This is a genomic window from Streptomyces sp. A01, assembly GCF_059026195.1.
Genome location: NZ_JBWLKN010000019.1, coordinates 133,051 through 145,139, shown reverse-complemented (window position 1 = coordinate 145,139; position 12,089 = coordinate 133,051). Strand labels below are relative to the sequence as shown.

Genomic DNA, 12,089 nt, shown 5'->3' with positions numbered 1-12,089 from the left:
CTGTTGAGTTCTCAAGGAACGGACGCTTCCTTTGCGCCTGTTTCACCAGGCCCTCCGGGCTTTCCCTTCTGTGTTTCCAACCTTACCAGATCCTTTTCCAGTCCGTTTCCGCTTCCCGTAAGCCGCGGTCTGGTCTGAATTTGTTTCCGGTCCCCGTTGGAGGGGGGTTTGTTTCGCGCCTTCCGGCGTGATCACTACTTTAGCGGATTTCCCCGGTGCCTCATAATCGAGGCTTTCGGTTGGAATTTCGGCATGCCGAAAGTCGCCCCGATTGGGAGTCGTGCCTAGTAGTGGTTTTTGCTGCTTGGGGCTCTCAGGCTCTCTCTACGCGATCTTGCGGTCGCGCTGACAGCACTGCCCGTCTCAAGCGGCTCGGACTACATTAGGCGCCGGAGCGCCCCGCGTCAAGCTCCGTCTTGCTCACAGACCGGTCGCGCCGCCGGGGCGTATGGGCCCGGTAGGGACTGACGGTCGGGTCGCCCGCGGTCCAGAAGCGCCACGGGTGGGTGGCGCCCTCTCCCCCTACTCCGGTGCGCGGTCCGCTGAGTGCCTGCTCCGGTGGTGTGCGCTGGCCGTGCAGCACCTGAAGGGCGGCGTCGGGGCCCGCGCAGACATCGGCCCCGTTCAGGTTCCGGTCCACGCCCAGAGCTGTGGCCAGACGTGCCGGTCCCTTGGCCAGCTCGTGGTCGTTGCGCGCGGTCTTGCGGCGGGGACGGGCCAGCTCGTGGCCGCTGATGATCTCTCCCGCGCGCAGTAGTACTCCGCTCGCCGTGCCGGTCTCACCGCACACCAGGTTGAGGCAGTGCCACATGCCGTAGGTGAAGTAGACGTAGGCGTGCCCGGGTGGCCCGAACATCGCGGAGTTGCGCTCGGTGCGGCCGCGATAGGCATGCGAGCCGGGGTCGGCCGGTCCCGCGTACGCCTCTACTTCTGTCAGGCGTACCTCGATCGGTCCCTCCGGTGTCAGGCGGACGAGAGTCCGGCCGAGGAGATCGGGCGCGACCTGGAGAACAGGGCGGTTGAAGAACGAGCGGTCGAGCGGCGTACGGTCAGATCCCACAATCACACGGCCCGAGGGTACGGCAACGCTTCCGCGCGCTCTGTTGGCCTGGGACCGGCGGGCTGCGAGGGTGTGTCGCGCGGAACCGGCCGCGGTGGTTGCGCGTGTGTAGAGATCAAGCGAACACGACCGAGGCGACGAGACGACGTCGCGTCTTGTGGAGGAACAACATGGGCTTCAAGAAGCTGCTCGCGAGCATGGGAGCCGGCGGGGCTTCGGTGGAGACGGTGCTCACCGAGGAGAACGTCGTTCCGGGTGGCGTCGTCCAGGGTGAGGTGCGCATCCAGGGTGGCTCGGTGGCCCAGCAGATCGAGGGACTCTCGGTCGGCCTGCAGGCGCGGGTGGAGGTGGAGAGCGGCGACCAGGAGGTCAAGCAGGACGTCGAGTTCACCAAGCAGCGTCTGGGCGGGGCCTTCGAGGTGCAGCCGGGTGCTGTGCACGCGGTGCAGTTCTCGCTGGAGATCCCGTGGGAGACGCCGGTGACGATGTTCATGGGGCGCCACCTGACGGGCATGAACGTCGGTGTGACCACGGAGCTGGAGATCGCGCGCGCTGTGGACTCCGGTGACCTCGACCCCGTCAATGTCCACCCCCTCCCCGCGCAGCAGGCGATCCTCGACGCCTTCGGCAGCCTCGGGTTCAGCTTCAAGAGCGCCGACCTGGAGCGCGGGCACATCCGCGGTACGCGCCAGCGGCTGCCCTTCTACCAGGAGATCGAGTTCTTCGCGCCGCAGCAGTACCGGGGCCTGAACCAGGTGGAGCTGACCTTCGTCGCTGACGACCGCGAGATGGACGTCATCCTGGAGATGGACAAGAAGCCGGGTCTCTTCACCGAGGGCAGCGACTCCTACCGCGCCTTCACCGTGAGCCTCACCGGCTACCAGGACACCGACTGGGCCGCGTACCTGAACCAGTGGCTGGCGGACGTCGGCGGCAAGCGCAACTGGCTCTGATCGCCAAGGCTGGACCTTCGCGGGGCGTGCACCGATCGGTCGGCGCACGCCCCGCGCGCTTGTCGCTCAGTACGCGTTGCCGGGACCGGACGCGTCCGGGGGGTCGAAGACGACGTTCAGCGGGGTGGGGCGGACGGACCAGTAGGTGATGGCGTCGGCGAGCACCCCGGCCGCGGTGTCCGCCGCCTCCGGAGCCGCCGACCGGAACTCCGTCCAGCCTCGTACGTGCACGTCGTAGCCGCTTGACGCGCCCCACCAGGAGAGATCCTTCAGGCAGTCGGCGAGGGCGTCCCAGTTCCGGCCGAACCACTGGGGCAGGTCCAGGTCCCGTGCGCAGCGGTCGAGGAACGCCGCCTTGTCGCGCACGCCGTCGAGGTCCAGTTCAGCGGTGTGCCAGCTGGGCTGCGGGGAGCTTTCCTCGGGTTCGGTCATGTGGGTCATGCTCCCAGCCGGGCCCGTGTCCCGCTGCGGCGGTCTCGCTAGGCTGGCGGTGACCGCGAGTCGCGCGAGCAGAGAGGATTCAACGTGCCCGAGCAGAACCGGCGCCCACTCCCCCATGACTTCCATCCCCCGGTGCCGTCGTTCACCGTGCGGAGCGACGATGTGGTGCCCGGTGGTGTGCTGAAGGAAGACCAGGCGAAGGCGGGCGGGAACCTGTCGCCGCACCTGCGTTGGGACGGCTTTCCCGCGGAGACGAAGAGCTTCGCCGTCACCTGCTTCGACCCCGACGCGCCGACCGGCAGCGGTTTCTGGCACTGGACGGTCTTCAACCTTCCGGTCACCGTCACCGAGCTTCCCGCGGGCGCGGGCAGCGAGGACTTCAAGGGGCTGCCCGAGGGTGCCCTGCACGTACGGAACGACTACGGCACGCGGGACTACGGCGGTGCCGCGCCGCCGCCCGGGGACGGCCCGCACCGGTATGTGTTCACGGTGTACGCCGTGGACGAGGACAGGCTGGGCCCGGACGCGGAGGCGTCGCCGGCCGTGGTCGGGTTCAACCTGCGCTTCCACACGCTGGCGCGCGCCCAGCTGATCGGCGAGTACGAGACGCCCGCCGAGAGCTGAGGCGGGCACGCGTGCGCGCGCACGCGTGAGACCGCCGTGCGGTGTTTCCGGGGACGGGTCCATGTCATGAGCCCGTCCCCTCACACGTTCCGTCAAGCCATGCCCCTCAAGGGCCCGGGGACGCCTCACGTGTCCGCCTGGTCCTCTCCGCGCCCCCGCGCCGCCCTAAATTGCGTTGTCGTCGCCCGCCCTCCCGTACAGAGTTGATCCGGGCCCGGCACGGGGCGGGCCGGGAAGCGGGAGGTGTTCGGGATGCGCGAGACCCTGGTGCTCAACGCGAGCTTCGAGCCGCTGTCGACAGTGACGCTGCGGCGCGCGGTCGTGCTGGTGCTGCAGGACAAGGCCGTCGTCGAACAGGCTCTTCCCGGTCTGCGCGTACGGGCGGCCGACGTGGATCTTCCGGTGCCCCGGGTGATCCGGCTCTGCCGTTACGTACGGGTGCCGTTCCGAAGACGGGCGCCGTGGTCGCGGCGCGGTGTGCTGGTCAGGGACCGGCACCGCTGCGCGTACTGCGGACGCAGGGCGACGACCGTGGACCACGTGGTGCCCCGATCACACGGGGGTGGGGACACCTGGCTGAACACGGTCGCGTCCTGCGCCGAGGACAACCACCGCAAGGCGGACAGGACGCCGGAGCAGGCGGGGATGCGGCTGCTCCGCGCGCCGTTCGAGCCTTCGCCGTCCGACGCGCTGGTGCTCGCGCTCGGCGGCGCGGGGCGGGAGGCGCTGCCGGACTGGCTGCCGGTGCCCGCCTGACAGCGGACAGCGCGTAGCGGCGTTGGCGGACGAACGCGGATGGCCCCGTCGCTCGGCAGAGCGGCGGGGCCATCTCGATGAACGGGGCCCGGAGAACCGGGCGCCGGGTCAGTCGATCCTGGGCTGCTCACGGCGCGGCGCGGACTCGGCGTTCGAGCCGCCCGAGCCGCCACCCATGGGGCCGAAGTTGCCGAGGGCGCCGCCGAGCCCCTTCAGCGCGTCGCCGATCTCGCTGGGCACGATCCAGAGCTTGTTGGCGTCGCCTTCGGCGATCTTCGGCAGCATCTGGAGGTACTGGTAGGCGAGCAGCTTCTGGTCCGCGTCTCCGGCGTGGATGGACTCGAAGACCGTACGGATCGCCTGCGCCTCACCTTCGGCGCGCAGGGCGGCGGCCTTGGCGTCACCTTCGGCGCGCAGGATGGAGGACTGCTTCTCGCCTTCGGCGCGCAGGATCTCCGACTGCCTGACACCTTCCGCCTGGAGGATCGCGGCGCGCTTGTCGCGGTCGGCGCGCATCTGCTTCTCCATCGAGTCCTGGATGGAGGTCGGCGGCTCGATCGCCTTCAGCTCGACGCGGTTGACACGGATGCCCCACTTGCCGGTCGCCTCGTCGAGGACACCGCGCAGTGCTGCGTTGATCTCCTCACGGGACGTCAGGGTCCGCTCAAGGTCCATGCCGCCGATGATGTTCCGGAGCGTGGTGACGGTGAGCTGCTCGATCGCCTGGATGTAGCTGGCGACCTCGTACGTCGCCGCCCGCGCGTCGGTCACCTGGTAATAGATGACGGTGTCGATGTTGACGACCAGGTTGTCCTGGGTGATCACCGGCTGCGGGGGGAACGGCACGACCTGCTCGCGGAGGTCGACGCGGTTGCGGACGGAGTCGATGAACGGGACGACGATGTTCAGGCCGGCGTTGAGGGTGCGGGTGTAGCGGCCGAATCGTTCGACGATGGCAGCGCTGGCTTGCGGGATGACCTGGATCGTCTTGATCAGGGCGATGAACACGAGCACCACCAGGATGATCAGGACGATGATGATCGGTTCCATAGCGGCTCCCAGTTGCCCTTCGGTTGTGGGTCGATCTTGATAGATGAGTCTGTCAGATCAGCGGACCACCGCGCAGCCGGTCAACGGACCACCGCACGGTGGGACGCCGATTGTCCTGACGGCAGCTCACATCACGATGGCCGTCGCTCCGTCGATCTCCACGACATCGACCTGCTGGCCAGGCTCGTACGCCTGGTCCGTGTCGAGAGAGCGCGCTGACCACACCTCACCCGCGAGCTTGATCCGCCCACCGGCGCTGTCGACCCGCTCTAGGACGACGGCCTGCCGGCCCTTCAGCGCGTCGATGCCGCTGGCCAGAGCCGGGCGTTGGGAACGGCTCCGCGCCGCGATGGGCCGCACGACGGCGACCAGGGCGACCGAGACGACAGCGAAGATCACCACCTGGAGCACGATGCCGCCACCGAGCGCCGCGGTGATGGCACCGGCGACGGCGCCGACGGCGAACATTCCGAATTCCGGCATCGCCGTCACGACGAGGGGAATTCCCAACCCGACGGCGGCGATCAGCCACCACACCCATGCGTCCACGTGGTCATGGTAGTTGGCGGCCACGTCCGGGGACAGGGGCGCGGATCAGTCCACGCCGGTGCCGCCGGTCGAGCTGGGCTCGGCCCTGACCGCGCGTGCCGTCACCGGCTCAGGTGAGGGGCAGCCCCTGGGCGGTCCAGCGGTCACCGTTGCGCTCGACGAGGAGCGGAAGGCCGAAACACCGCGAGAGGTTGCGCGAGTTGAGCTCGGTCTCCACGGGGCCGGCGGCGAGCACCTCGCCCTGGCGGATCATCAGGACATGGGTGAAGCCGGGGGCGATCTCCTCGACGTGGTGCGTCACCATGATCATGGAGGGCGCGTACGGGTCGCGGGCGAGCCTGCCGAGGCGGCGTACGAGGTCCTCGCGGCCGCCGAGGTCGAGGCCGGCCGCAGGCTCGTCGAGGAGGAGGAGCTCCGGGTCGGTCATCATCGCGCGGGCGATGAGGGTGCGCTTGCGCTCGCCCTCGGAGAGCGTGCCGAACTTCCGGTCCAGGTAGTCGTTCATGCCGAGCCGGTCCAGGAAGGCGCGGGCCCGGTCCTCGTCGACGGCCTCGTAGCTCTCCTGCCAGGTGGCCGTCATGCCGTACGCGGCGGTGAGGACCGTCTGCAGAACGGTCTGGCTGCGGGGGAGCTTGTCCGCCACCCCGATGCCCGCCATGCCGATGCGCGGCCGGAGGTCGAAGACGTCGACGCCGCCGAGCTTCTCACCGAGGATCTGCACGGTGCCCGTGGTCGGGAAGAGATAGCTGGAGGCGATGTTGAGGAGGGTCGTCTTCCCGGCGCCGTTGGGGCCGAGGATCACCCATCGCTCTCCCTCGGCGACTGACCAGGAAACCTGGTCCACCAGAGCCCGGCCGTCGCGGACCACGGATACGTCCACCAGCTCCAGAACATCGCTCATGAGCGCGTTGTCTCCCCTTGCAGTCTCGAATGTCGCGTGTGCCTGTGGGCACAGCTCCCAGGCAAAACCTACGCCACGCGATGTCAGTGCCAGTCCTTAGGCTGGTGGCATGCTCGATGAACCTCGATCAGGACGCCTCGCCGCATGGGGAAATGCCCTTATTGCCGGGCTTATCTCGCCTGATGACGCGGCGTACCGTATCACCGGCCCGGATGCGTCACACCGTGTCGTCGGCCTGCCGGAGCGGGACGCTCCGCCGGGCACCGCGGCCGAGCCCGTGCCGGTCGGGCTCACGCTGGCCATCGGACGGCTCAGAGCCATGGGGGCGACCGGGTTGTGCGTGGCCTTGCCGGTGGCCGGGCATCCGCTGGGGTTGAGCGGGCCCCCGGCGTTCAACAAGCAGGCGCTGGACGCGGGCGAGGCGGTGATCGCGGTCGGCGTGGGCCTCGGTTTCGTGCCCGAGGAGCGCCGGGCGGGCCCTGGGTTGACGGACGGGAGCCCGGGGGCCTCCGGGGCGGCGGTGTCCGCGGAGGACGTCCACGTCGAGGTGGTGTGGCACTGCCTGCCGGTCCGGGAGGCGCCGCCCGCGGACGTGCCGTCGCTGGGCGAGGCCGAGCGTGAGCTGGCCGAGGCGCTGCGCGAGGCGACCGAGGTGCTGTCCCGGCTGAACGTGGCGGGCTCGGGGCCGGTCACCGACGCCGCCCTTGAGGCGTACCGGGCGCGTGCCGAGCGGGGCCGGGAGGTGCTCGCGCCGGGCTATCCGCCGCGTGCCGTGCGGGTGCTGGAGCTGGCGCAGCGCGTGGGAACGCTGGTGGACATCGCGTACGGGCCTGAGCACGGTGGTGCGGTGAGCGCGTCCGAGATCGCGGCGCGGGCGGAGGCGTTGCGGCCTGTGGAGCGGACGTCGCGGCGGGCCCAGGTCGCCGCGTACAACGCGTACGTGGAGCAGCGGCAGTCCTGAGCCAGGGGCGGCTCCGTGCGCCCTGTGCGCGGAGCCGCCCCGGCAGGGGAAGACCTCCGGACCTGATGACGGCCGGGAGGCGACCCGGCCCCGCGGGGGTGCCGCGGGGCCGGGTGATGCGCGGGGTGGACCTGTGCGGGCGTTGCCCGGACTGCGCCGTACGAGGATGTCCGCGTACGAGGCAGCCGCCGCTCGGGCGAGTCCGCACGGGGGCCCGCGCGCTCAGGCGGGGGCGAGTGCCGCCCTCGGAGAGCCGGTCAGCTGTTGACGCAGCTGTTGCCGACGGTCGGGTTCAGCGGCGCCACCACGTCGACGGTGTCGCCGCAGACGTTGGCCGGGACGCTCACCGGCACCTGGATTTCGAGACCGGAGACAACGCCCGGAGAGCCGACGGCCCTGCCCTCCGCACTGGCCCCGCCGACCGCTGAGGCGGTCCCCCCACCAGCGATAGCGAGACCGCCGATCATGATCGATACGGTGGCGGCCCTCTTGATGTTCTTCACTCTCAACCCTTCTCAGCATGGCACCGCGGCCAGCCGCCGCGGCATGCCATGGAGAACGGCCTGCTGCCAGATGGGTTGCGCCACCAGGACGCCAATCACACGACCGTATGAAACTTCAGTCGCCAATACCGTGCCGGACGGCCCACAGAGCGGCCTGGGTGCGGTCGGCGAGGTCGAGCTTCATCAGGATGTTGGAGACGTGTGTTTTCACGGTCTTCTCGGACAGCACCAGCGCCCGGGCGATCTCCCGGTTGGAGCGGCCGTCGGCGATGTGGGCCAGGACCTCCCGCTCACGTTCGGTGAGCGAGGCGCCACGCCCCTGGCCGTTGTTCGCCTCGTCCTGCGACAGGAGCGCCCCGGCGACCTCGGGCTGGAGGAGTACGTGCCCGGCGTGGACGGAGCGGATGGCGCCCGCCAGGGCGTCCGGGTCGACGTCCTTGTAGACGTAGCCCGCCGCACCGGCGCGCAGCGCGGGGACGACGGTGCGCTGCTCGGTGAAGCTGGTGACGACGAGCACCCGGGCCGGGTTCTGCAGTTCGCGGAGCTTGCGCAGGGCCTCGATGCCGTCGGTGCCCGGCATCTTCACGTCCATGAGGACGACGTCGGGCCGCAGCTCCTCCGCGCGGGCGACGCCCTCGGCGCCGTCCGACGCCTCGCCGACGACCTCGATGTCCTCCTGTACTTCCAGGAAGGTGCGCAGGCCCCGGCGGACGACCTGGTGGTCGTCGACCAGCAGGACCGAGATGCGCGGGGGTTCCGTGCGGGGGGCCGCGGTCGCGGCCGTCCGCTGTGTGCTCTCCGGCTCAGCCACCGGGCACCTCCATGTCGATAACGGTGCCCTTGCCGGGCGTGGATTCCACGGTCAGCCGGCCGCCGACGGCGGCTGCCCGGTCCCGCATGGAGACCAGGCCGAGGTGCCGTCCGGCGCGGCGCACGGCGGACGGGTCGAAGCCGCGGCCGTCGTCGCGGACACGGAGGGTCGTGCCGCCCGTGCTGTGGCGGGTGAGCGTCACGTTCACGTGTTCGGCGGCGGAGTGGCGCAGCGCGTTGTGCAGGGCTTCCTGGGCGACCCGCAGCAGCGCCTCCTCCTGGGCGGAGGGCAGCGCCCGCACCCCGTCGGACGTGAAGGTGACGCGGGCGCCCTGGGCCCTGTCGAGCACCTGAACCTGGGTACGCAGGGTCGCGACCAGCCCGTCCTCGTCGAGGGCGGCCGGGCGCAACTCGATGACGGCGGCCCGCAGCTCGTCGGCGGCCTCCGCGGCCAGCGCCGCGACCTGCTGGAGTTCGCTTTTGGCCCGGTCCGGGTCGCGGTGCACCAGTGCGGTGGCGGCCTGGGCGGTCAGGCGCAGCGAGAAGAGTTTCTGGGCGACGGCGTCGTGGAGCTCGTGGGCGAGCCTGGCGCGTTCCCCCGCGATGGTCAGCTCGCGGCTGCGCTCGTACAGCCGCGCGTTGGTCAGCGCGATGGCGGCGTGCTGGGCCAGGATGGCGAGCAGTTCCTCGTCCTCGGCGGTGAAGCCGCAGCCGCCGTGCGGCTTGGGGCACCTCTTGTTGGCGAGGAACAGAGCCCCGAGCACCTCGTCCCCGTCGGCGACGGGGAGCCCGATGAAGTCGGACATCTCGGGGTGTGCGGCGGGCCAGCCTTCGAACCGGGGGTCGGTACGGACGTCGGCCAGCCGCTGCGGGGTGGCGTCCTTGAGCATCGCGGCGAGGATGCCGTGCTGCCGGGGCAGCGGGCCGATGGCCTTCCACTGCTCGTCGCTGACGCCGTCGACGACGAACTGGGCGAACCCCCCGTGATCGTCGGGGACGCCCAGCGCCGCGTACTCGGCGTCGAGCAGTTCGCGGGCGGAGGCGACGATCGTCTTGAGGACGTCGCGGACCTCCAGGTGCCTGCTCATGGCGAGGAGAGCGGTGCTGACGGCGGCCAAGCCGGTTCCGGGGCCGGTGCCCGGGCCTTTGGTCATGGGTTCACCGTACCGGCGGGTTCAGCTGGGCGTATCCGACCGGCGGCGGCCGCGGGTTAGGTCGCAGGGCGTAGGCCGATGTCCGGCGGAGCGTGCGGGGGATCGTGCGGGGGGGGAGTGCCGGGTGTGGGTGCGGGGCCCCTGTCCGTGCGTCGCGGAGTGCGGGTGCGTCGTGGCTGGGCGCGCAGTTCCCCGCGCCCCTGGCCGGGCACACCCCCTTCACTGCGCCGAGGGCTGCTCTCCTAAGTCAGCGGGGGTGCGGGGGCTTCGGTGGGGGCGGGATTTCTGGAATCCGCCTCTCATCGGGCGGGGGGAGACGCCAGACTCGGGATATGTCTATACCAACGCGGAACTGGACCCCCACCCACGGCGACCCCTACCGGCCGGTCGCCTATCGCCCGGCGCGGATGGGCCCCACCGAGTCCCTGGCGCGCGCCGCCGAGCTGCGGCGCCGGATGGACGAGCGCAGGACCGTACGGCAGTTCTCCACCGACCCGGTGCCCGAGCAGGTCGTGCGGGACGCCATCGCGTGCGCGGCCACCGCACCGTCCGGCGCGCATCAGCAGCCCTGGACGTTCGTGCTCGTCAAGGACGCCGGGATTCGGCAGCAGATCAGGCAGGCCGCGGAGGATGAGGAGCGGCGCTCGTACGAGGGGCGGCTCGGCGAGGAGTGGCTGGCGGCGCTGCGGCCGCTGGGCACGGACGAGGTCAAGCCGCACCTGACGGACGCGCCGCAGCTCATCGTGGTCTTCGAGCAGCGCTACTGGCTGGGGGACGACGGCACCAAGCGCAAGCACTACTACGTGGACGAGTCGGTGGGCATCGCGGTCGGGATGCTGCTGTCCGCTCTGCATCTGTCGGGCCTCGCCGCGCTGGTGCACACGCCGAGCCCGATGCGCTTCCTGTCGCGGGTGCTGGGGCGGCCCGAGAACGAGAAGGCGTTCGCGGTGATCCCCGTGGGATATCCGGCCGAGGACTGCGCCGTGCCCGACCTGGTGCGCAAGTCCCTGCCGCAGGTCTTGGTCGAGGTCTGATTCCAGCCACACGCCGTGCCGCGGCGCTCACACCGAGCGAGGGGGAGGAGGGCCCGGTGTGAGCCCGCACATAGGACGCAGATCACCTACGAAGGGGAGTAGTGGACGTTTAAGGGGCACATGGCCGGGAAAACGGGGCGATTTCCTGGTCAGGAGCTACCCCCTTTTGTACGAAGCAGGGTAGTACGTCACACCTTTGCCACGAGATTTTCCGGCCGCTAACAATTGCCGAGTCGCACGGCGCCGTAGATCCAGGAAGACGGCGTGTCACGCCGAATCCGGCCAGTTGCGACTCAAGCGATTGGAAGAGGTCTACTCCGCCATGCCCGTCCCCAGCATCCGTGGTTATCACCGTCTGTCCAAGACCCACAAGTTCTCCGCCGCGGGCATAGCCGCCGCGGGCGCCGCCGCTCTGGCGTTCGCAGTCGTCCCCGGTGGCGAGTCGAACGCCGAGCCGAACGCCGCCGCGCTGTCCGCCCAGCCCGTCGTCTTCGACCAGTCCGCGCTCGGTGGCAAGGTCCAGCACTCCAGCCTCACTCAGCAGTCGCAGACCGCTGAGAAGCAGGCGAAGACCGAGGCCGAGGCCAAGAAGAAGGCCGCCGCCGAGGCGCGGCAGAAGGCCGCCGAGGCCAAGAAGAAGGCCATCGCCGCCGCGCACACGAAGGCCAAGCAGACCAAGGCCGTCGCGGAGCAGAAGGCCGCGAAGGAGCGGACGGTCAAGACCGCGAGCCGTTCCGCCGAGCGCAAGTCCGCTCCGGCCGCCAGCTACAGCAACAACCTCGATGGCTGGATCAAGGAGTCGCTGGCCATCATGAAGAAGAACGGCATCCCGGGCAGCTACGAGGGCATTCACCGCAACGTCATGCGGGAGTCCGGCGGCAACCCGAAGGCCATCAACAACTGGGACTCCAACGCCGCCGCCGGCATCCCGTCCAAGGGCCTGCTCCAGGTGATCCCCCCGACGTTCGCGGCGTACCACGTCGCCGGTACGTCCTCGGACATCTACGACCCGGTCGCCAACATCACGGCCGCCTGCAACTACGCGGCCGACAAGTACGGCTCGATGGACAACGTCGACTCGGCGTACTAAGCAGCACCGGCCGGGCCACTCCCCACCCGGCCGTTACCCGGCGAGTCCCGCCGCACGGGACTCCCCAGCCGGGCCCGCACAGACGCCGAAGGGCGGCACCCTCCCCGGGGTGCCGCCCTTCGGCGTCTGTGCGGTGGTGCGGTGGTGCGTGCGCTTTGGCGCTCGTGCGGTGGTGGCGGGTGCCCCTCGGCGCTCGCACGGTG

Annotated in this window: 14 protein-coding genes; 6 read left to right on the top strand and 8 right to left on the bottom strand. The window is 70.3% G+C overall.

The genetic code is table 11. The features are described from left to right. Positions 1-382 precede the first annotated feature (382 nt). Positions 383-1,066 (bottom strand): DNA-3-methyladenine glycosylase, encoded by a 684-nt coding sequence (locus AC5P1B_RS24745; RefSeq protein ID WP_493889767.1) that lies wholly within the window; start codon positions 1,064-1,066, stop codon positions 383-385. Between the two features lie 164 nt (positions 1,067-1,230). Between AC5P1B_RS24745 and AC5P1B_RS24740 the strand changes: the two genes are divergently transcribed. Then, entirely contained in the window at positions 1,231-2,013 is a 783-nt protein-coding gene (locus tag AC5P1B_RS24740; RefSeq protein WP_493889766.1) for a sporulation protein, read from the top strand. Positions 2,014-2,079: 66 nt separating this feature from the next. Here AC5P1B_RS24740 and AC5P1B_RS24735 read toward each other — a convergent pair whose 3' ends face one another. Then, on the bottom strand, positions 2,080-2,445 hold the full coding sequence (locus tag AC5P1B_RS24735) for a barstar family protein (protein WP_493889764.1): 366 nt from the start codon (positions 2,443-2,445) through the stop codon (positions 2,080-2,082). A 93-nt stretch (positions 2,446-2,538) separates the two neighbouring features. On the opposite strand from AC5P1B_RS24735, the gene AC5P1B_RS24730 reads away from it, so the two are divergent. Together AC5P1B_RS24730 and AC5P1B_RS24725 are read left to right on the top strand one after the other, a co-directional pair. Beyond that, entirely contained in the window at positions 2,539-3,078 is a 540-nt protein-coding gene (locus AC5P1B_RS24730; protein ID WP_493889763.1) for a YbhB/YbcL family Raf kinase inhibitor-like protein, read from the top strand. Between the two features lie 252 nt (positions 3,079-3,330). Beyond that, positions 3,331-3,834, top strand: coding sequence for an HNH endonuclease (locus tag AC5P1B_RS24725; protein WP_493889762.1), 504 nt, complete (start codon positions 3,331-3,333; stop codon positions 3,832-3,834). Between the two features lie 108 nt (positions 3,835-3,942). Here the strand turns inward: AC5P1B_RS24725 and AC5P1B_RS24720 are convergent, their stop codons facing one another. From AC5P1B_RS24720 to AC5P1B_RS24710, 3 genes are all read right to left on the bottom strand, one after another. Further along, positions 3,943-4,884 carry an SPFH domain-containing protein gene (locus AC5P1B_RS24720; protein ID WP_493889760.1) on the bottom strand — a complete coding sequence of 314 codons (942 nt, stop codon included), beginning with the start codon at positions 4,882-4,884 and terminating at the stop codon, positions 3,943-3,945. 126 nt (positions 4,885-5,010) lie between these two features. After that, positions 5,011-5,433 carry an NfeD family protein gene (locus AC5P1B_RS24715; RefSeq protein ID WP_493889758.1) on the bottom strand — a complete coding sequence of 141 codons (423 nt, stop codon included), beginning with the start codon at positions 5,431-5,433 and terminating at the stop codon, positions 5,011-5,013. Between the two features lie 109 nt (positions 5,434-5,542). Beyond that, complete coding sequence (locus AC5P1B_RS24710; RefSeq protein WP_493889757.1) at positions 5,543-6,334, bottom strand: ABC transporter ATP-binding protein; 792 nt, start codon at positions 6,332-6,334, stop codon at positions 5,543-5,545. A gap of 109 nt (positions 6,335-6,443) precedes the next feature. On the opposite strand from AC5P1B_RS24710, the gene AC5P1B_RS24705 reads away from it, so the two are divergent. Continuing rightward, on the top strand, positions 6,444-7,295 hold the full coding sequence (locus AC5P1B_RS24705; protein WP_493889756.1) for an Rv1486c family protein: 852 nt from the start codon (positions 6,444-6,446) through the stop codon (positions 7,293-7,295). Between the two features lie 257 nt (positions 7,296-7,552). On the opposite strand, the gene AC5P1B_RS24700 is transcribed toward AC5P1B_RS24705, so the two are convergent. The 3 genes from AC5P1B_RS24700 to AC5P1B_RS24690 form a co-directional block, all read right to left on the bottom strand. After that, the gene (locus AC5P1B_RS24700) at positions 7,553-7,798 is read right to left on the bottom strand and encodes a chaplin (RefSeq protein WP_493889754.1); all 246 of its coding nucleotides are present in this window, start codon (positions 7,796-7,798) and stop codon (positions 7,553-7,555) included. Between the two features lie 115 nt (positions 7,799-7,913). Beyond that, a complete protein-coding gene (locus AC5P1B_RS24695) occupies positions 7,914-8,543 on the bottom strand; it encodes a response regulator (RefSeq protein ID WP_493889780.1) in 630 nt (209 codons plus the stop codon). A gap of 58 nt (positions 8,544-8,601) precedes the next feature. Beyond that, positions 8,602-9,762 carry a GAF domain-containing sensor histidine kinase gene (locus tag AC5P1B_RS24690; protein WP_493889753.1) on the bottom strand — a complete coding sequence of 387 codons (1,161 nt, stop codon included), beginning with the start codon at positions 9,760-9,762 and terminating at the stop codon, positions 8,602-8,604. A gap of 332 nt (positions 9,763-10,094) precedes the next feature. Between AC5P1B_RS24690 and AC5P1B_RS24685 the strand changes: the two genes are divergently transcribed. Then, positions 10,095-10,796, top strand: coding sequence for a nitroreductase family protein (locus tag AC5P1B_RS24685; RefSeq protein WP_493889751.1), 702 nt, complete (start codon positions 10,095-10,097; stop codon positions 10,794-10,796). A gap of 322 nt (positions 10,797-11,118) precedes the next feature. After that, positions 11,119-11,886: a transglycosylase SLT domain-containing protein gene (locus tag AC5P1B_RS24680; protein ID WP_493889779.1), complete on the top strand. Its 768-nt coding sequence runs from the start codon at positions 11,119-11,121 to the stop codon at positions 11,884-11,886. Positions 11,887-12,089 lie beyond the last annotated feature (203 nt).

What these genes read in the sequence shown, in the direction of transcription:
- AC5P1B_RS24740 (WP_493889766.1), top strand. Translation starts at nt 1,231, where the DNA reads ATGGGCTTCAAGAAGCTGCTCGCGAGCATGGGAGCCGGCGGGGCTTCG.
- AC5P1B_RS24735 (WP_493889764.1), bottom strand. Translation starts at nt 2,445, where the DNA reads ATGACCGAACCCGAGGAAAGCTCCCCGCAGCCCAGCTGGCACACCGCT.
- AC5P1B_RS24725 (WP_493889762.1), top strand. Translation starts at nt 3,331, where the DNA reads ATGCGCGAGACCCTGGTGCTCAACGCGAGCTTCGAGCCGCTGTCGACA.
- AC5P1B_RS24720 (WP_493889760.1), bottom strand. Translation starts at nt 4,884, where the DNA reads ATGGAACCGATCATCATCGTCCTGATCATCCTGGTGGTGCTCGTGTTC.
- AC5P1B_RS24710 (WP_493889757.1), bottom strand. Translation starts at nt 6,334, where the DNA reads ATGAGCGATGTTCTGGAGCTGGTGGACGTATCCGTGGTCCGCGACGGC.
- AC5P1B_RS24705 (WP_493889756.1), top strand. Translation starts at nt 6,444, where the DNA reads ATGCTCGATGAACCTCGATCAGGACGCCTCGCCGCATGGGGAAATGCC.
- AC5P1B_RS24690 (WP_493889753.1), bottom strand. Translation starts at nt 9,762, where the DNA reads ATGACCAAAGGCCCGGGCACCGGCCCCGGAACCGGCTTGGCCGCCGTC.
- AC5P1B_RS24685 (WP_493889751.1), top strand. Translation starts at nt 10,095, where the DNA reads ATGTCTATACCAACGCGGAACTGGACCCCCACCCACGGCGACCCCTAC.
- AC5P1B_RS24680 (WP_493889779.1), top strand. Translation starts at nt 11,119, where the DNA reads ATGCCCGTCCCCAGCATCCGTGGTTATCACCGTCTGTCCAAGACCCAC.